At 26.9% G+C, this 20,700-nt stretch carries 16 protein-coding genes; 13 read left to right on the forward strand and 3 right to left on the reverse strand.

What is annotated here, in order from left to right; genetic code table 11:
• Nucleotides 1-107 precede the first annotated feature (107 nt).
• The 10 genes from CRV11_RS00300 to guaA all read left to right on the forward strand — a co-directional run bounded on the left by CRV11_RS00300 (nucleotide 108) and on the right by guaA (nucleotide 13,015).
• Nucleotides 108-1,268 (forward strand): IscS subfamily cysteine desulfurase, encoded by a 1,161-nt coding sequence (locus tag CRV11_RS00300; RefSeq protein ID WP_136131350.1) that lies wholly within the window; start codon nucleotides 108-110, stop codon nucleotides 1,266-1,268.
• A gap of 318 nt (nucleotides 1,269-1,586) precedes the next feature.
• Entirely contained in the window at nucleotides 1,587-2,018 is a 432-nt protein-coding gene (gene ndk, locus CRV11_RS00305; protein WP_136131351.1) for a nucleoside-diphosphate kinase, read from the forward strand.
• A gap of 117 nt (nucleotides 2,019-2,135) precedes the next feature.
• Nucleotides 2,136-3,290 carry a dual-specificity RNA methyltransferase RlmN gene (gene rlmN, locus CRV11_RS00310; protein ID WP_136131352.1) on the forward strand — a complete coding sequence of 385 codons (1,155 nt, stop codon included), beginning with the start codon at nucleotides 2,136-2,138 and terminating at the stop codon, nucleotides 3,288-3,290.
• 362 nt (nucleotides 3,291-3,652) lie between these two features.
• Nucleotides 3,653-4,774, forward strand: a complete 1,122-nt coding sequence (ispG, locus tag CRV11_RS00315; RefSeq protein WP_136131353.1) for a flavodoxin-dependent (E)-4-hydroxy-3-methylbut-2-enyl-diphosphate synthase — start codon at nucleotides 3,653-3,655, stop codon at nucleotides 4,772-4,774.
• A 69-nt stretch (nucleotides 4,775-4,843) separates the two neighbouring features.
• Entirely contained in the window at nucleotides 4,844-6,121 is a 1,278-nt protein-coding gene (hisS, locus tag CRV11_RS00320; RefSeq protein WP_136131354.1) for a histidine--tRNA ligase, read from the forward strand.
• Nucleotides 6,122-6,160: 39 nt separating this feature from the next.
• Nucleotides 6,161-6,802: a YfgM family protein gene (locus CRV11_RS00325; RefSeq protein WP_136131355.1), complete on the forward strand. Its 642-nt coding sequence runs from the start codon at nucleotides 6,161-6,163 to the stop codon at nucleotides 6,800-6,802.
• Nucleotides 6,803-6,834: 32 nt separating this feature from the next.
• Complete coding sequence (gene bamB, locus CRV11_RS00330) at nucleotides 6,835-8,010, forward strand: outer membrane protein assembly factor BamB (protein ID WP_136131356.1); 1,176 nt, start codon at nucleotides 6,835-6,837, stop codon at nucleotides 8,008-8,010.
• A 103-nt stretch (nucleotides 8,011-8,113) separates the two neighbouring features.
• A complete protein-coding gene (gene der / locus CRV11_RS00335) occupies nucleotides 8,114-9,601 on the forward strand; it encodes a ribosome biogenesis GTPase Der (RefSeq protein ID WP_158674477.1) in 1,488 nt (495 codons plus the stop codon).
• A gap of 308 nt (nucleotides 9,602-9,909) precedes the next feature.
• Nucleotides 9,910-11,364 carry an IMP dehydrogenase gene (gene guaB / locus CRV11_RS00340; RefSeq protein WP_136131358.1) on the forward strand — a complete coding sequence of 485 codons (1,455 nt, stop codon included), beginning with the start codon at nucleotides 9,910-9,912 and terminating at the stop codon, nucleotides 11,362-11,364.
• A 70-nt stretch (nucleotides 11,365-11,434) separates the two neighbouring features.
• A complete protein-coding gene (gene guaA, locus CRV11_RS00345; protein ID WP_136131359.1) occupies nucleotides 11,435-13,015 on the forward strand; it encodes a glutamine-hydrolyzing GMP synthase in 1,581 nt (526 codons plus the stop codon).
• A 37-nt stretch (nucleotides 13,016-13,052) separates the two neighbouring features.
• Here the strand turns inward: guaA and ppk1 are convergent, their stop codons facing one another.
• The 3 genes from ppk1 to purM form a co-directional block, all read right to left on the reverse strand.
• Nucleotides 13,053-15,095 (reverse strand): polyphosphate kinase 1, encoded by a 2,043-nt coding sequence (gene ppk1 / locus CRV11_RS00350; RefSeq protein WP_136131360.1) that lies wholly within the window; start codon nucleotides 15,093-15,095, stop codon nucleotides 13,053-13,055.
• 137 nt (nucleotides 15,096-15,232) lie between these two features.
• Nucleotides 15,233-15,853: a phosphoribosylglycinamide formyltransferase gene (gene purN, locus CRV11_RS00355; protein WP_136131361.1), complete on the reverse strand. Its 621-nt coding sequence runs from the start codon at nucleotides 15,851-15,853 to the stop codon at nucleotides 15,233-15,235.
• Nucleotides 15,850-16,893 (reverse strand): phosphoribosylformylglycinamidine cyclo-ligase, encoded by a 1,044-nt coding sequence (gene purM, locus CRV11_RS00360; RefSeq protein WP_136131362.1) that lies wholly within the window; start codon nucleotides 16,891-16,893, stop codon nucleotides 15,850-15,852. The genes purN and purM overlap by 4 nt, the downstream gene beginning before the upstream one ends.
• A gap of 1,081 nt (nucleotides 16,894-17,974) precedes the next feature.
• Here purM and dapA point away from each other — a divergent pair.
• The 3 genes from dapA to purC are packed head-to-tail and all read left to right on the forward strand — an operon-like array spanning nucleotide 17,975 to nucleotide 20,650.
• Nucleotides 17,975-18,853 (forward strand): 4-hydroxy-tetrahydrodipicolinate synthase, encoded by an 879-nt coding sequence (gene dapA / locus CRV11_RS00365; RefSeq protein WP_136131598.1) that lies wholly within the window; start codon nucleotides 17,975-17,977, stop codon nucleotides 18,851-18,853.
• Nucleotides 18,854-18,866: 13 nt separating this feature from the next.
• On the forward strand, nucleotides 18,867-19,895 hold the full coding sequence (gene bamC, locus CRV11_RS00370) for an outer membrane protein assembly factor BamC (RefSeq protein WP_136131363.1): 1,029 nt from the start codon (nucleotides 18,867-18,869) through the stop codon (nucleotides 19,893-19,895).
• 29 nt (nucleotides 19,896-19,924) lie between these two features.
• Nucleotides 19,925-20,650, forward strand: coding sequence for a phosphoribosylaminoimidazolesuccinocarboxamide synthase (purC, locus tag CRV11_RS00375; RefSeq protein ID WP_136131364.1), 726 nt, complete (start codon nucleotides 19,925-19,927; stop codon nucleotides 20,648-20,650).
• Nucleotides 20,651-20,700: the final 50 nt, after the last annotated feature.

Consider the following 20,700-nt stretch of genomic DNA (forward strand, 5'->3'; position numbering starts at 1 on the left):
TAATATTTAATTACATTAAAATTATAAGTAATATTCTATGATTAGATCTCTATTATGAATTAATGACAAATAAATTTTTTATAAAATATTAATGGAGTCATTGCAAAATGAAATTGCCAATTTATCTCGATTATGCTTCAACCACTCCTGTTGATACACGTGTTGCTGATAAGATGATGAAATTTTTGACTAAAAATGGAGTGTTTGGAAATCCTGCTTCTAGATCTCATTTTTTCGGCTGGCAAGCAGAAGAAGCAATAAATATTGCTCGCAACCAAATAGCAAGAGTAATTAATGTTGATCCACAAGAAATCATTTTTACCTCTGGTGCTACTGAGTCTAATAATTTAGCTATTAAAGGAACATCCCAATTTTTTACAAAAAAGGGTAAACATATCATAACAAGTACAATAGAGCACCCATCAGTATTAGATACTTGTAATTATTTAGAAAAGAATGGTTTTAGAATTACTTATCTCAAGTGTTCAAATAAAGGTATTATTTCTATAGATGAACTAAAATCTTCTTTGAGCAATGATACTATTTTAGTTTCAATTATACATGTTAATAATGAAATTGGTATTATCCAAGATATTGCTTCTATAGGAGAAATATGCCATAAACATAACATTATTTTTCATGTAGATGCATCACAAAGTATTTGTAAATTACCAATTGATCTAAGTAAATTAAAAGTAGATTTAATGTCTCTATCATCTCATAAAATATATGGTCCAAAGGGTATAGGTGCATTATATATTCGTAAAAAACCTTATAGGCAAATTGAAGCTCAAATTCATGGAGGAGGACATGAAAGAAAAATTCGTTCTGGAACATTGCCAGTACACCAAATTATTGGTATGGGAGAAGCTTATCGTATTGCAAGCGAATGTATTAAAGAAGATGCAATCTATATAAAGAATTTACGAGATCGTTTTTGGCAAGGAATAAATACATTAGACAATGTATTTATTAATGGAGATCTAGATTATAGCATATATAATATAATTAATATAAGATTTAGTAATATAGATATTGAATCACTAATTTTAGCTTTGAAAGATATAGCAATTTCTTCTGGTTCTGCATGTACATCTGCTCATCTTGAAGCTTCTTATATTCTGCGTGCTTTAGGATTAAGTGAAGCAATGGCACATAACTCGATTCGTTTTTCTATAGGAAGATTCACTACCGAAGAAGAAATTGATTACTCTATCTATTTGATAAAAAAATCTGTGTCTTATTTATCTATAAATCATTTATTTTAGATAAATTTAAGTCAATCAAATAAAACACTTGAAGTTTTTAAATTATTATTTTATATAAATAAAGTTTATCAAATATTTATTTGAATATATCTTTTTTCCAAATGTACAAACAAATATAAATGCAATAAACATTAAAAACATGTAGTTTATAAACTATTACGATAATACTTTACTAAAGTATTTCATTATAGGATAATAAACAAATTATTTTATATATTATATATATCTATATATATGAAGATTAATTTTTAGATACTACAATTGCATTATCTATTAAATTATTTTATTTGGAACAATCTTGATATTTAAGAAAATCATATGACAATCGAGAGAACACTGGCTATTATTAAACCAAATTTAGTTGCTAAAAATTTGATTGGTGAAATTATTAATCGATTTGAAATTGCAGGATTCAAAATTATTGCTATAAAAATGATTCAGCTAACAAAAGCAAAAGCAGAAAGATTATATAACCAACATATAGATAAGCATTTCTTCTCAGATTTAATTAACTTTATGATTTCAGGACCTATTGTTGTTTCTATACTAGAATGTGAAAATGCTATTGAATTATATCGTAATTTAATAGGAGATACTAACCCAATGAAAGCTGAAAAAGGCACATTACGTGCTTATTATGCTAATAGTCATACTGAAAATGGTTTTCATGGTTCTGATTCTAAAAAATCTGCAATTTTTGAAATTAATGTTTTTTTTAAAAAAAATGAAATATATTCTAATATAGATTAATTATTAATCCATTATTATTTATTACGTTAATTTCAATACATATTGTTAATATGTAATTTAAAATATATTCATGTAGTGATATTAAAAATATAACAATAGTGGTAGTAAGGTAAATTTATGTCTGAAAAAACAGTAGAACTTCCTTCTTATACATTTTCAAATAAATTATATTCCAACCAACAAAAAATTAATCTATTATCATTAAGTAGAAATAAAATGAGAGAATTTTTTGTTTCATTAGGAGAAAAACCATTTCATGCGGATCAAGTAATGAAATGGATTTACCATCATTATTGTAATGATTTTAATAAAATGACCAATATCAATAAAAATCTGCGTGCAAAATTAGAAAAATTTGCTGAGATTAGTGTTCCTATTATAGATAAAGAAATCAGATCTTCTGATGGAACTATTAAGTGGTTGCTGGACGTGGGAAAGCAGTTTATAGAAACTGTTTATATTCCTTATAAAAGTCGTGCTACATTATGCATTTCATCACAGATTGGTTGTGCTTTAGGATGTAAATTTTGCTATACAGCTAAACAAGGTTTTATCCGAAACTTGCTTACTTCTGAAATAGTAGGCCAAATTTGGTGTATTGCTAATATTATAAAAAACAATAAATCAATTAAAAATATGCATCCTATTACTAATATTGTCATGATGGGTATGGGTGAACCGTTATTAAACTTAAAAAATGTAGTACAATCAATAAATATTATGTTAGATAATTTTGGATTTGGATTTTCTAAACGTCGCATAACATTATCAACTTCTGGAATAGTACCAGCTCTAAAAAAATTGGGTGATCTTGTTAATATATCTCTTGCGATATCATTGCATGCTCCAAATGATCAGCTGCGAAATGAAATATTACCAATAAATAAAAAATACAATATTGAAATGTTTTTATCAGCAACAAAGGAATACTTAAAAAAATCTAAAGCTAGGCAGGGAATTGTTACTATTGAATATGTTTTGCTTAGTAATATAAATGATCGTATTGAACATGCATATGAATTAGTAAAATTACTTAAAAATTTACCTTGTAAAATCAATCTTATTCCTTGGAATGCTTTCCCGGATTCATTGTATACTTGTAGCTCTAATAATCGGATAGATCGTTTTTCAAAAGTATTAATAGAACATGGCTTTAATACCACTATTCGTAAAAATCGTGGAAGTGATATTAGAGCAGCCTGTGGCCAATTAAGTGGCATGCACAAAGTTATTGATAATCAGCTAATACCATTTAAAGAAACAACTTACTAAGTATAAGTTATATTACAAAGTAAACATTATAAATCAATATAGAATATAGATTAATCCCTATTTATATTTATCATATGTGAAAGTACTTAAACAATTTTAGTGAAAAATATATTATATCAAGAAATAGAACAGAAAACCAATCTGTTATCCAATAAACAGATGAAAATTATATTAATATATGTTTTCTTATCACTAAAGAAATATAAAAAGGTTTTTAATATAATTAATAGTTATTTAGTGCTGCTAAAAAGAACAAGTTATATTAATGTATATACATATTAGATATTTATCTACTGTGTAGAGCTTTATATAATGTATAGGATATTAATATTTATTTGGAATGGATATTATTGGAGAAATACGTGAATAACGAAAAACCTATTATTCGCCGCAAATCAAAAAGAATATATGTAGGCACAGTTCCAATTGGAGATGAAGCACCTATAAGTGTTCAATCAATGACTAATACATGTACTAACAATGTTAATGCAACTGTTAGGCAAATTGAATCTCTCAAAAATGCGGGAGCTGATATTGTTAGAATTTCAGTACCACATATAGATACTGCTAAAGCTTTTAATTTAATAAAACAAAAAGTAAATATACCATTAATAGCAGATATTCATTTTGATTATCGTATTGCATTAAAGGTTGCTGAATATGGTGCTGATTGTTTGCGTATTAATCCAGGGAATATTGGAAATGAAAAAAGGATTAGAATGGTTGTAGATTGTGCAAAATACAATAATATTCCTATTCGTATCGGTGTAAATTCAGGATCTTTAGAAAAAGATCTCATAAATAAATATTTAAAACCAACACCAGAAGCTCTTGTAGAATCAGCTATGCGTCACGTGAATTATTTAGATCGTTTCAATTTTGATCAATTCAAAGTGAGTGTAAAAGCTTCAACAGTTTCTCTTGCTGTACAGTCCTACCGTTTACTTGCCAAAAAGATAGACCAACCATTACATATTGGTATTACTGAATCTGGAAGCATACGTAATGGCACAGTTAAATCTTCTATTGGTATTGGCATACTATTGTCTGAAGGAATTGGTGATACAATACGAGTTTCATTAGCAGCAAATCCTATAGAAGAAATTAAAATTGGTTTTGATATACTTAATTCTTTGAATCTTCGTTCACGTGGTGTTAATTTTATCGCTTGTCCTACTTGTTCTCGGCAAGAATTTGATGTTATTGGTACTGTTAACGAATTAGAAAAACGTCTTGATGATATATCAACACCAATGGATGTATCAATTATCGGCTGCATAGTAAATGGCCCTGGAGAAGCTGCTATATCAACAATAGGTTTAACTGGAGGAAATAAGAAGAGTAGCATTTATGAAGATGGATTACGTAGTAAAGATAAAATTGATAACAATGATATAATTAATCAATTAGAAATCCGTATCCGTAATAAAGCATTAAAGATAAATCAAAATATTTATTCTAAAATTAGTTTATTAAAAAAATGATTTTAGTTATAAAAATAATTGTTTGTTTCTACCAGTTTTTAAAACTAAGGAATATATGATGTGATTGCAATGAAAAATATTCAATCAGTAAGAGGAATGAAAGATTATTTACCTGATAATGTGTTAATTTGGCAACAAGTTGAAAATATACTAAAAAATATTTTAAATAGCTATGGTTATAAAGAGATTCGTTTGCCAATTATAGAGCATGTTGCATTATATAATAGAACTATTGGAGAAGTTACAGATTTAGTAGAAAAAGAAATGTATAATTTTACAGATCGTAATGGTGATTCTCTTGTGTTACGTCCTGAAGGGACTGCAGGATGTGTTCGTTCTAGCATAGAACATGGTTTGATTTACAATCAAGAACAAAGATTATGGTATATGGGTCCTATGTTTCGTCATGAACGACCTCAATGTGGGCGCTATCGTCAATTTCATCAAATAGGTGTAGAAGTATTTGGGTTAGAAGGTCCGGATATTGATGTAGAATTAATTATGATAAACATCAGATTGTGGAAAGCATTAGGGTTAGATAAATATATTAGATTAGAAATAAACTCTCTTGGTTCATTAGATTCATGTAATAATTATCGAAAAGTATTAATTGGTTTTTTAGAAAAACACAAGAACTTATTAGATGAAAATTGCAAACGTCGCATGTATACTAATCCTATGAGAGTGTTAGACAGCAAAAACCCTAATATTAAATGTTTAATGGAATATGCTCCAAAAATTAGCAATTATATAGATAATGATTCTCGCACTCATTTTAAAGAACTCTGCAATTTATTAGATAAATTAAATATTTCATATAAAGTGAATCATCATTTAGTTAGAGGACTGGATTATTATAATCGCACTGTAATTGAGTGGATATCAGACTTTTTAGGTGCTCAAGGTACTGTTTGTGGAGGTGGTCGTTATGATGATTTAGTAAAACAATTGAGTAGCTATTCTACACCAGCTATAGGTTTTGCTATAGGAATGGAACGTTTGGTACTATTAGTTGAAACACTAAACCCAAATTTTAAATTAAGAAACAGGTGTAATTTTGATGTACATATCATAACTAAAAGTAAAGATATAAAAGTAATAGCTTTAGATTTAACTGAAAAATTACGTGATGCCATGCCTGAATTTACTTTCATAACAACTTTCAGAGATAGCAGTGTAAAAAAACAAATTACTCGTGCTATAAAAAAGGGAGCAACTATAATATTGATATTAGGAGAAAATGCAAGTAACTTGAATCAAGTTACTATTAAGGATTTAAGAAATGGTAAACAACAAACTATATCTATATTAGATATATTAAGCACATTAAAATTTTTATTAAAATAAAAATTTTAATGTATTATAAGTATGATGGATTAAGTACTCATGAATAATAACGAAGTTAAAACAATAAATTCTAAACATGAATTTATTTATAAAAACAGAAAAATATTAATTATAAGTATAATATTTTCTTTATCTGTTTTTATGTTAATTATAAGTGGTTATTTGTTTTTCTATAAAAAATCAGATGAAAACAATATTAAAACAAAAGATTTATTAGAACAATATCAGAGAATCATTAGCTCAATGCAAGTTAATAAATCTGCAAAACCTTTATCTGAACAATCTTTAAAAGATATAAATACTTTTATAAGTAAAAATATAAATGTTTATGGTTCTATGGCAGGTATGGTGCTTGCTAAATATTATGTTATTCATAATCAATTAGAAAAAGCAGTGTCAGCCTTACAAACAAGTTTAAAATCTACAGATGATAATGATTTAAAATCTATTATTAACATACGTTTGGCAAGAATTCAGATAGAACAAAATAAATTTGATGAAGCAATTAAAACTCTCAGTTATATTAATGATGATAGTTGGATGGTTATTGCTTCAGATATTCGGGGAGAAGCATTATTTAAAAAAGGCGAAAAACAAAAAGCAATAAATGAATGGAAAAAGTCGGCTTCGACTAGTACATCTCCAATGCGTGATCAAATAATAAACATGAAAATAAGCTAGTGAAAGTTGTTTAGTTAAGAGACTGATATGATATGTCAAGAAATTATTTTTTATCTATATTAGTTATACTTTTAATAAGTGGTTGTTCTATTTTAGGTTTTCAAGACAATGAAATGCGTCCTTTAGAATTACCAAAAGTCAACAACAAAATTACTCCTAAGCAAATATGGGATGATCATATTGGTAGCGGAATTAATATCTATACTAACTTACATCCAGCTTATCAAAATAAGCTAGTATTTGCCGCTAACAGATCTGGTATCATAAAAGCATTAGATTTAATTACTGGAGAAGAGAGATGGAAAGTTAATCTTTCTACAACAGATACATTGACATCCGATAGCTCAGTATTATTATCTGGAGGAATTACAACAGATAAAGACAATATATATATTGGTACAGAGAAAGGTATACTATATTCACTTAAAGTTGCTGATGGATCTATTGCATGGAAAACCCAATTAATAGGTGAAATATTATCTTCCCCGGTAATTGATAACAACTTAATATTTGTTCATACAAGTAATGATTTTTTACAAGGTATAAATAAAAACAATGGTAAAATTACCTGGAATTTTGAACTTAGTAATAATTATCCTATATCCATAAGAAATAGCGCGAAACCAACAATTGTTCTTGATAACTTAATTATAGGAGATAATAAAGGTAGAGTTAATTCTATTTCAATAAAACATAATAAAATATTATGGAGGAAACATATTGCAAATGTAAATTCTGATTCTTTAATTGATCAAAAAATACAAGACATTAATATTACTCCTATTATCGTTAATAATGTTATTTACGTTTCTTCTTATAACGGTAATGTAAGTGCAATAGATCTTATTTCTGGTGAAATATTGTGGCAACAAAATTTTAGCAATGTGAAAAAATTAATTGTTAATAATAATCACATATATATAATAGATATAAATGATAGATTGTTTTCCTTAAGTACTGATAGTGGTAGTGTTATCTGGGTTCAAAATAATTTAAAATATCGTCAATTAACATCTCCTATAATATATAAAAATTATTTGGTTGTAGGTGATATGCAAGGTTATCTGCATTGGATAAATACTAAAAATGGAGAATTCGTTGCTCAACAAAAATTAAGTGATTCAGGCTTTCAAACTGATCCAATAGTCGCTGATAAGGAACTTTTAATTCAGTGTAATAGCGGTAATATTTATGCGGTTATTATTTAATATTTAATAAAAATTATTAATTAATAATTTTTATTTTCAATCAAATGATTATCAAACCAAATTAAAAATCAAAAGTGGTCTATTTTATTAAAATATAATGTCTATGGAACCAACCATTGCTTTAATAGGCCGTTGTAATGTAGGTAAGTCTACATTATTTAATCGGCTAACTATTCATCATAATGATGCACTAGTTTCAGATATTCCTGGATCAACACGTGATAGAAATTATGGTTATGCTAAATTAGAAGGAATTAAATTTACTGTAATCGATACTGGTGGTATTAGCTCTACTAATATTTGCACCTCTGTAAGTATGGAAACATGTATAACCTCACAATCTCTAAAAGCTATTAAAGAAGCTGATATAGTTTTGTTTGTTGTTGATGCTATTACAGGGATGACAAGTGCTGATAAGAAAATTGCTAAATATTTACATAAACATAAAAAATTTGTTGTTGTTGTAGTAAATAAAATTAATGGATTAGATATTAATTTATCCATTATAGATTTCCGTTATTTAGGTTTTGAAAACATTCATGCTATTGATTCTAATAGCGGATATGGTTTTGTCTTTTTTGTAAAATATCTAGCATCTCTTTGGAAGGATAAAAATAACCAAATTAAATGTTTTTGTAATAAATCAAAAAAACTTCTTTTATCACAATCATCTACGATTGTAAAAAACAATCATTTTGTAAAAAAAGCAAATGACTTATTAAAGAAACCAATTAAACTAGCAATAATAGGGCGCCCTAATGTTGGTAAGTCTACCCTTATAAATAGTATCTTAGGTGAAGATCGTGTAATAGTTCATGATAATCCTGGTACTACACTAAATAGTGTGTACGTATCAGTAAAATATTCTAACAATGATTATATTTTGATAGATACAGCTGGTATACGAAAACAAAAAAATATTAAAGAAACTATAGAAAAATTCTCGATTAATGATACATTAGAAGCTATTAATTATGCAGATGTAATTATATTACTTTTTGATTCAAATGAAGATATTTCTCATCAAGATTGCCACTTGCTTAGCTATGTCATAAACAAGGGAAAATCACTAGTTATCGCAATGAATAAATGGGATAATTTATCTTGGAAGACTCGCAAAGAAATAAGAGAAAAAATTAATTTGCGTTTAAAATTTGCTAATTTTACAAATATACATTTCATTTCTGCTTTATATAATATTGGTATTAGAAAATTATTTAAATCAGTTAATGAAGTTTATAGATGTTCAACAAAATATGTTAGCTCTTCTTTATTGACTAGTATTATGAATAAAGCTATTATAAACCATAAACCTCCTTTAATCCGAGGTAATATGATAAAAATGAAATACGCTCACATTGTTAATTATAATCCTATCACTATATTAATTCACGGAAATAGACTAAAATATCTACCAGGTACTTATCTGCGTTATTTAATAACATTTTTTCGCAATTCAATGAATATATCTGGTTCTTTGATTCGTATTAAATTAAAAGAAGCTAAAAATCCCTATAAAAATAACCATACCTTGTCTGTTTGCTTTAAAAAATATAAAAAAATATCAAGAAAACCTAAAATTAATTATTAGTTAATAACTGTATTTATTAATAATATTGTATCAAATAAAATATTTAGTTATTTATATTAAATTATCATTTAAAATAAAATTGTGATTGTTGCATTTATTTATATATATATTTAAATACTAATATAGTATTATTGACAATAATATTTGCATTTGCGAATTGATATTCAATATATTAAGTAATAATATACACAATATTAAGTAATAAAATACACAGTTTTTTATAAAAAAACTTAAAATAGCTAATTATATTAAATAGAAAATTTTTTCAATATTTTATCTGTTTACATTAACAGAAACGGGTTATTGGTATGTTTAAAATTATTAAAAAAGGTTTAACTTTTGATGACGTATTGCTTATTCCCAACTATTCTGAAGTTTTACCACACCATGTCAATTTAAAAACACAGCTTACTAAAAATATTTATTTAAACATTCCTTTAGTTTCTGCTGCCATGGATACTATTACTGAATCATCTTTAGCAATTGCATTAGCGCAAGAAGGAGGTTTAGGTTTTATTCACAAAAACATGTCTATTACCCATCAAACAAATGAAGTACGCAAAGTAAAAAAATATGAAAGTGGAGTTGTCATCAATCCACGTACTGTATTACCAAATACTAAATTATCTGAAATTAAATCAATAACGAAAAGAAATGGTTTTGCAGGATATCCAGTAGTAAGCTGCCGAAATGAATTAGTAGGGATTATAACTAATCGCGATGTAAGATTTGTAACTGATTTAGAACAAACAGTTGCTTCGGTAATGACATCTAAAGAAAAATTAGTTACTGTTAAAGAAGGTGCTTCCAGAGAAATAGTTTTACAAAAAATGCATGAAAAAAGAGTAGAGAAAGTATTAGTAGTTGATGATAGCTTTTGCTTATTAGGCATGATTACAGCAAAAGATTTTCAAAAAGCTGAACGAAAACCTAACGCTTGTAAAGATCAGCAAGGATGTTTACGTGTTGGGGCAGCAGTTGGAATAGGTAACGATAGTAAAGAGCGTGTAGATGCATTAGTATCTTCAGGTGTAGATGCTTTATTGATAGATTCATCTCATGGCCATTCTCAAACAGTATTAAGGTGTATTGATGAAATACGCTTAAAATATCCAGATTTAGAAATTATCGGTGGTAATGTAGTAACAGCTTCTGGAGCTTTATCGTTAGTTAATTCAGGAGTTAATGCCGTTAAAGTTGGTATTGGACCTGGCTCAATTTGTACAACTCGCATCGTTACAGGTGTAGGAGTACCCCAAATTACTGCTATTTTTGATGTAGCTTGTGCTTTAAATCATCTGGATATTCCTGTTATAGCTGATGGAGGAATTAGATTTTCAGGTGATATTGCAAAAGCAATTGCTGCTGGTGCTTACTGTGTAATGGTTGGATCATTATTAGCTGGTGTTGAAGAATCTCCTGGTGATATCGAAATATATCAAGGTCGTTCATTTAAATCATATAGAGGCATGGGTTCATTAAGTGCAATGGCAAAAGGATCATCTGATAGATATTTTCAATTTCATAGAAAATTAGTTCCCGAAGGTATTGAAGGACGTGTCCCATATAAAGGCAACTTAAAAGAAATTATTCATCAACAAATGGGTGGTTTACGTTCCTGTATGGGTTTGATTGGTTGCTTAACAATTCATGATTTGCGTACTAAAGCAAACTTTGTGCAGATTAGCGATGCAGGAATGAAAGAAAGTCATGTACATGATGTGATTATTACAAAAGAATCACCCAATTATAGTACTAGATAAATAATTTTATTATCTATAATTTAGTACTAATTGATCTTAAAATTAAAAATATTATCTGGAATAAGTTTTAATGCTCAACAACATATACGAATATCGCATCTTAATTATTGATTTTGGTTCTCAATATACTCAGTTGATAGCTAAACGTATACGGGAAATGGGAATTTACTGTAAAGTATTACCGTATAACGTTAATGAGTATAATATTAATAAATTTAATCCTCATGGTATTATATTATCTGGTAGTCCTGAAAGTGCTAATATACCAAATAGTCCACGGGCACCGAATTGCATTTTTGATATAGGTATCCCAGTAATGGGTATATGTTATGGTATGCAAATTATGGTTCTCCAATTAGGAGGTCAAGTAATAAGTGTTAAAAAACGTGAATTTGGTTATACTCAGATAGAGATAATACATTCAATTTCTTTAATAAAAAACATAAAATACCATTCCAATACATTCAGTAATCAAAAGCTAGGAGTATGGATGAGTCATGGAGATCAAGTGAGCTCTATACCTGATGATTTCATTGTTGTTGCAAGAACTAAAGACTGTCCCTTTGCTTTAATAGCAAATGAAAAAAAACATTTTTATGGTTTACAATTTCATCCAGAAGTTACTCATACTAGTTGCGGTTTAGATATATTAAAAAATTTTATTTTTAACATATGTTTATGCAAATCTTCATGGATACCAAATCAAATTGTTCAACACTTGATAAAAAAAATACAAACCAAAATTGGTAAAAGCAAAGTAATATTAGGTTTATCTGGAGGTGTTGATTCTTCTGTTACAGCCATGCTTTTACATTTGGCTATTGGAAATCAATTGACCTGTATATTTATTGACAATGGATTTTTACGTTTAAAAGAAGCAGAAGAAGTAATGAGCATATTTAATAACCTCTTTAACTTAAATATTATATATGTTCATGCTGAAAAAAGGTTCTTTACCGCATTAAAAGGGGTTAATGATCCAGAAGAAAAGCGAAAAATTATTGGTTCTACTTTTATTGATGTTTTCAATGAAGAAGCAAATAAATTAAATAATATAAGATGGTTAGCGCAAGGAACTATTTATTCAGATGTAATTGAATCAGCAATTTCTTTAATATCAGGAAAAAAAAATGTAATTAAATCACATCATAATGTAGGAGGACTGCCGAAAAATATGAATTTAAATCTTATTGAACCTATTAGAAAACTATTCAAAGATGAAGTTAGAAAAATTGGTTTGGAACTAGGTCTTCCTTATGAGATATTGTTTCGTCATCCATTTCCTGGTCCTGGATTAGCTATACGTATATTAGGTGAAACAACAAAAGAATATTGCGATTTGTTGCGAAAAACTGATGCTATTTTTCTTGAAGAATTACAAAAATACAACTTATACAATAAGTTAAGTCAAGCATTCACAGTATTTTTGCCTATTCGTTCAGTTAGCGTCAAGGGTGATGTTCGTAAGTATGATTGGGTTATTTCATTACGTGCAGTTGAGACTATTGATTTTATGACTGCAGATTGGGCTAAGCTACCATATGATTTACTTTCTGCTGTATCTAATCGTATCATTAATGAAGTTCATGGTATCTCCCGGGTTGTTTATGATATTAGTAGTAAGCCACCTGCTACTATTGAATGGGAATAATTAAAGATAAGCAAATGTTAATATTTATGATATTATATTATTTGGTTTTTTCTAAGTTTTTAATATATTGATAAACGCTTAATTGCGATCTTGTTTTTATTGTAGATCTAACATAAGAATTACTTGATTCTTTATCAATAATCCTTGCTTTTACTGTATCATTTAGTTGAATATTGAGTATGTTTAAAATACGTTTTTTTACATTTGGATCAAGAATAGCTACAGCTACTTCTATCCTATAATCAATATTACGTGTCATCCAATCTGCAGAAGATATGAAAATTTTTTTATTACCTCTATTTTCAAAAATATATACTCGATCATGTTCTAAATACCTATCAACAATACTAATGATCCGAATATTATCACTAATTCCAGGTATATTGGGAACCAGTGAACACATACTTCTTACTAGTAAATTGATTTTTACACCAGATTTTGATGCAATATATAATCTGTTAATCAGACCTTTATCAACCAAATTATTTAATTTTAAAATAATAGCAGCTGGCAATTTGCGTTTAGCATTAGAAATTTCATTATCAACTAATTGGTACAGCATATTGCGAGAGTTCTGTGGTGATACCATTAGATAATGAAATGTTACTGGTCGATATGGGTTTTCAATAAAACTAAATACTCTGAGTATTTCATTAGTTATTCTATAATCGGAAGTTAATAAAGAATAATCTGTATAAAGACGTGCGGTTTTTTCATTAAAATTTCCTGTACCTATATGTCCATATAATAGTCTTATATTGTTTTCTAGACGTGAAATTAAAAAAAGTTTCGCATGGATTTTTAAACCTGGTGCAGAAAAAATTACATTAACTCCGGCTGCAGTTAATCTTTTAGACCAATAAATATTTGCTTCTTCATCAAAACGTGCTTGTAATTCAACTACCACGGTAACTTTTTTTCCATTATAAGCAGCATGGATCATAGCATCTATAATTCTAGAGTGCTTTGCAACTCGATAAATATTTATTTTTATCGATAGTACAGCAGGATCAAAAGATGCTTGTTGTAACAATTCCAATATATGTTCAAAAGTATGATAAGGATAGTAAAGTAGAATATCAGTATTACGAATTGCATCAAAATAATTACGCTTGTTTCTACAACTTATATGGCGAATGGGAGGTAAATGATGATTAACTAAATTATTTTGTCCAATATTAGGAAAATTAATAAAGTCTTTGAAGTTATGATACCGTCCGCTTGGTATTACTGAATCTAAATTTGTTATAGAAAGTTTATGGCATAATAATTTTAACATATTAACAGGCATATCCTGCTGATAAACTAAACGTACAGGTTCTGCTGTTAAACGTTGTTTTAAACCAGATGACATCAACTCCAATAAACTATATTCTCTTGCAGATGCTAAATCATATTTAGCATCACGGGTTATTTTTATTGAGTAGGCTCTTAATAAATCATATCTGTACAAACCTTTAAAAATTTCATCTAAACAACACCTTAAAATATTATCTAATATAATAATGCTTTTACATTTATGTGAATACTCATCAGGGATTTTAATAAAACGAGGAAATTTATCTGAAGGGATCTCTATTAGAGCATAACAATGATCTTTTTTATAAACAATTTCAACTGCCAAATAAGTATAATTATCTTTAAGGAATTTTGTTAAATCAGTTTCATTTGTAATAATGATCGGAGTTATGTGTTGACTTAATTTGTTTTTAAAATATTGATGTAACCAAATTTGTTGTTTAGAAGATAATTGTAGTTCATTGATCAAAAATATCTTATTATTTTCCATTTCTACTATTAGGTTGTTATATATAGTATTGAATTTTTTGTCAGATTTTATGACTTGTTTTTTTATTTTCTGAAAAAGATAATATGGTGTTTTTGATGATTTTTGTTCCTCTCCTATTAAAACATCTCTTTTTAAATCTGCAAAACGAACTTTATAAAATTCATCCAAATTATTTGAATAAATACCCAAAAAACGCATTCTTTCTATTAATGGATTTTTTTTGTCTTTGGCTTCCTGCAAAACACGCTCATTAAAAGATAACCAGCTGATTTCTTTTTCAATATAAAACATCACTAGCCCTGTAATTATTGTATTATATTGATATTAATCATGAAATATTTATGATAGTCATACATGCAATATATACAATATCAAGATGTTAATCAGAAAATTAACGTAAAAATTTATTTATATCTATTAGTGTAAATTTATATAGGTATTTTTTTACCATCTAACCATGCTTGTTCTTCTTTCATTATTAATCTCCCTTCTATAAACCATTTAATTACAATGGGATATATAATATGTTCCTGGTGTTTAATACGTTTAATAATAGACATTTCATTATCTGTGGGAACAATAGCAATTTTTTTTTGTGTAATAATTGGTCCGCTATCTAATTTATTAGTTACGAAATGAACTGATAATCCATGTTCTAAATCACCATTTTCTAACACTTTGCGATGAGTGTTTAAACCTGGATACTTAGGTAATAAAGAAGGATGAATGTTAATTATCATTCCTTTAAAATGGTTTACGAAAAAATTGCTTAAAATACGCATGTAACCGGCTAAAACAATTAAATCAGGTTTATATCTATCAATTTCTTGAGAAAGAACAAAATCAAAATGTTGACGATCAGTAAATGTATTTGGAATAATAATATTAGCTGGTATTTGTGCTTTTCTAGCATATGTTAAACCATAGGCAGAAGAGCGATCGCTAAAAACAGCAACAACTTTTGCATTAATTTGTTTATGATAACAAGCATTAATAATAGATTGCAGATTGCTTCCTTGACCCGAGATCAATACAATTATTTTTTTCATTGTTTAAAAACTACACGTTCCTTAGAATATGAATTTTCAATAATACCAATTTTCCATGCCTTTTCACCAATATGATTCATAAAAGAAATTATTTTTTCAACCTCTATTGGATTAGCAACTAATAACATACCGACACCACAATTAAATGTACGATACATTTCTAATGTGTTTATATTGCTTTTTCTTTGTATCCAATTGAATATTGGTGACCAAGACCAGCTGCTTTCATTAATTATTGCTTGAGTGTTATCAGGTAATATTCTAGGGATGTTTTCTATAAAACCACCACCAGTTATATGTATCATTGCTTTTATGTTAAAAATTTTTATTAATTTTAATATATTTTTTACATATATGCGTGTTGGTTTTATTAAATAATGAATTAAAGGTTTTTTATTAATTTGTTTTATAGCAGGATCAATCTGATTCACCTTGATAATCTTATTTATTAAAGAATAACCATTAGCATGTAGCCCACTAGAGCTCAAAGCAATTAAGGCATCACCATCATTAATTTCTTTTCCGTTAATGATTTTAGATTTTTCAACTACACCTATGCAGAAACCAGCTAAATCAAATCCTTGATTAAAATACATCCCTGGAATTTCAGCAGTTTCACCTCCTATAAAAGAACAACCAGAATTTATACAACCCTCAACAATACCTTGCATTACTGGACGAGCAATATTCACATCTAATTTACTAGTTGAGTAATAATCTAAAAAGAAAAGAGGTTCTGCTCCGCAAACTACTATATCATTGACACACATAGCAACCAAATCAACACCAATACTATTATAGTGCTTTTCATCCATCGCTAAAAGTAATTTACTACCAACTCCATCGGTTGTAGTTACTATTACCGGCTCAACATATTTGTTTGGTAATTGACATAGTGCACTAAAACCACCTATACTACTTATAATTCCTGGTCTATTAGTTTTTTTTGATATGTTTTTTATATACTTAACAAGTAAATTACTGGTATCAATATTAACACCAGCATCTTTATAATTTATAATAGATTTTTTATCTAACACTAATGTATGTTCCTCAATATTTAAATTACTTATGTAATTAAGAAATTATTGTTAAATTAATACATGTAATATTGAAACATCATTTTATTCCAAATAATTATTGATTTTACAAAAATTTTATTTAAATCAATGAAAAATAAAAAATATTACTATTACGTATTTTAATATAAAGTATTTCTTTTTTAAAAATTAAAAAACTAATTCAAGCTGTTAAGATAACACACATTTTATGTAGATACAAATTACATATTAACGTAATTACATAATACCAGTATAAAAATTTTTTAGAATTAATACTTATCAATAGCCGATATAAATTGATTATGCAGTTACATTAAATTTCAAACTAACGATAATCGTTAATTGCAATCATTTAATTTTAAATTGAACGAATTTATTAAATATAAACATGAAGATATATAATGATCTTCTGAACCAATATATAATAAACAAAAACCAATATTATTCTCATTTCTAGCAATATAGATAAATATTTAAGCATCCTATAACGACAATTAGTATATAGTATAATAAATAATATTTATTGATAATATTAATGATAGTTATTAACTCCAAAATAAATTGTTGATTAATTTGTTCTTAAGTATACATTTATAATATAACATTATAAAATGTAACAATTTAATATCTAAACAACAAGTAAAAATTGTTTTAATTTATTCATAGGTGTCATAAATGGGTTCTCTTATGTTGAAAGAAATCTAAAATTGATAAAAATTAATTTTACTTTATGTTATTAATTTTAATAATTGGTCTATAAATTTATCTAAATTAACTACAGATAAATAACTAGATAAAATATAATGATTAATATAAAATGTTTTTAGCTTCATTTGTCAACATTTACTAGATAATTATTATCATACAAAATTATTCTACACGATTCATTAGGTCATTTTTATTTAAATTAATACTATAAATTATTACTAATATTTAAATAATATTTAAAGTTATCATATTACTAATATATTGACTAATAAAATTTATTAACATGTTGATAAAAGTTAAATTAAATTTTATTAAGATTAAGACAAATAAAATATTTTAAGGAAAATATATGATATTTTCGGGAAGCATTGTTGCTCTTATTACCCCAATGGATCCTAAAGGCAAATTGTGCCTTTCTAGTTTAAAAAAATTGGTTAACTATCATATTAATAGTGGTACATCAGCTATTGTTTCAGTAGGCACTACTGGTGAATCTGCAACACTAAGTCATGAAGAACATGGTAATGTGGTTATGCAAACTTTAGAAATTGCAAATGAAAAGATTGCTGTGATTGCTGGAACAGGTTCAAATGATACTGCAGAAGCAATATCTCTTACTAAACGTTTTGAGTACTCTGGAATTAAAGGATGTTTATCTGTAACTCCTTATTATAATCGCCCTACACAAGAAGGTTTATATCAACATTTTAAAGCTATTGCTAATAGTACCAATTTGCCACAAATATTATATAATGTTCCATCTCGAACAGGATGTGATATACTTCCTGAAACTGTAGCACGTTTATCAAAAATCAAAAATATCATTGGAATCAAAGAAGCAACCGGCGATTTATCACGCATTAATCAAATAAATAATTTAGTAAACAGTGATTTTATTTTAATGAGTGGGGATGATATTACAGCATTAGATTTTATGAGACTAGGAGGTAATGGAATTATTTCAGTAACAGCAAATATTGCTGCAAGAGAAATGGTAACAATCTGTAAATTAGCAAGTCAAAAAAAATTTAATAAAGCTTATCAATTGAATCAAAATTTAATGTTTTTGCATAAAGTTCTTTTTTGTGAATCAAATCCAATTCCAGTAAAATGGGCAGCCAAAAAGATTGGTTTGATCGAACACGACAATCTGCGTCTACCTATGACTACCTTGTCTAATATAAATCAATTACAAGTAGAGCAGGCTTTAATACTATCAGGTTTACAATAATTAGGAATTTTGGATGAGTTGCATAGTAAAGCGTTCAAGTGATATGTTAATAATAAGATTGTTTGTTATATTTTTACTTTCATCATGTTCTTATAGTCAATTTAACATTAATGAATTTTATTACTTAAAAGCTAATAAATTGCAAGAAATGAAATCACCTAACGATATTATTTTTCCTATTCAAAGAGGTAATTATGATATACCAATTATAAACAATAAAACTAATAATATAGTTAAAGAAAAACTGAATTTATATCCACCAATTCAACCTTTATACATAACTGATGATATAAATATTAATTATTTAGAAAATAAAGGATTATTATTTGTTAATCAAAATAACATAGATACTCTGTGGTCACAAATAGTCAATATAACGAAATTTTATAAATTACCAATTTTATCCAATAATGAAATATTACATCAATTAACAACCGATTGGATTAAATTGAATCGATTCTATGACAATAAAATATATACTGGAAGATATCATTTAAGTTTACAAAAACATCAATCTAAATTATTGTTTACCATTTATTTGATTGATTTAAAACAAGGAGAAAAAAACATTAAATCACCTTTTCATATAAGACATTATACAATAACAATGCTTAATAATATAATATTAGGTTTATCTAAAATACAAAATGATAAAAAAGTTTATCCTATTACTTCTGATAGTAAAATCAACGTTAAAAGCATAATCGATAAAGAAAACAATTTACCAATGCTAAAGCTTTACACATCATTTGATACAGCTTGGGAACGTTTAAAATTTGCAATGAAATTAATAGGTATGCGCATAAATTATAGTGATAAAACAAAAGGTACCTTTAATGTAACTTATAAAAAAACTGGCAATTTATTTTGGAAGTCTATTAACATAAACAATCCTAATCTGCCAGAGGGTGATTATACTGTTCAACTTGGTAATTTAAATAAATATGTTAGTCTAAGATTTATTAGCGCTAAGGGTAATATTTTAGATAAAAAAACAAATGATACTTTAATGAAAGTACTACAAAACATATTAAATAGATAAGATTATATTTATTTTCTTAGGATTTTACAATGAAAAAAACATCTGAACTATATCGTGGAAAATCAAAAACTGTATATTGCACAGAAGAAAAAGATTTTTTAATAATACATTTTCGTGACGATATATCTGCAAATAATGGACTTAAATTTCAGAACTTTGCTGGCAAAGGATCAATAAATAACGCAATCAACCATTTTGTTATGACTAAATTACAAGATAATGGAATAAAATGTCATTTAGAAAACAAAATATCAGACAATGAATTATTAGTGAAAAAGCTAATAATGCTACCTATTGAGTGTGTTTTGAGAAATCGTGCAGCAGGGTCTTTAATTAAGAGAATAGATATAAAAGAAGGTATTGTATTAAATCCTCCAATATTTGAAATATTTTTAAAAAATGATATGAAGAATGATCCAATGATCAATCATTCTTACTGTGAAACTTTTGGTTGGGTAAGCAAGAAACACCTAATAACTATGAAGTCAATCACTTATAAAATAAATGATATTTTGAATAAATTATTTAATGATATCAGTATAATACTGGTTGATTTTAAATTAGAATTTGGTTTGCTGAATAATGAAATAGTATTAGGTGATGAATTTTCTCCTGATACTGCACGTTTATGGGATATAAAAAATATGGATAAACTAGATAAAGATTTGTTTCGAAAAAATCCCACTAATTCTTCTGGAGTGATTCAAGCATATGAATTGGTGGCTAGTAGATTAAGTAATTATTTTATTAAATAATAATCTAACTTAACCATTAATTAATTTCTTATAAAAAAAAGAAACTGTGT

This window comes from Candidatus Pantoea edessiphila (genome assembly GCF_002933335.1).
GTDB lineage: Bacteria > Pseudomonadota > Gammaproteobacteria > Enterobacterales > Enterobacteriaceae > Pantoea_C.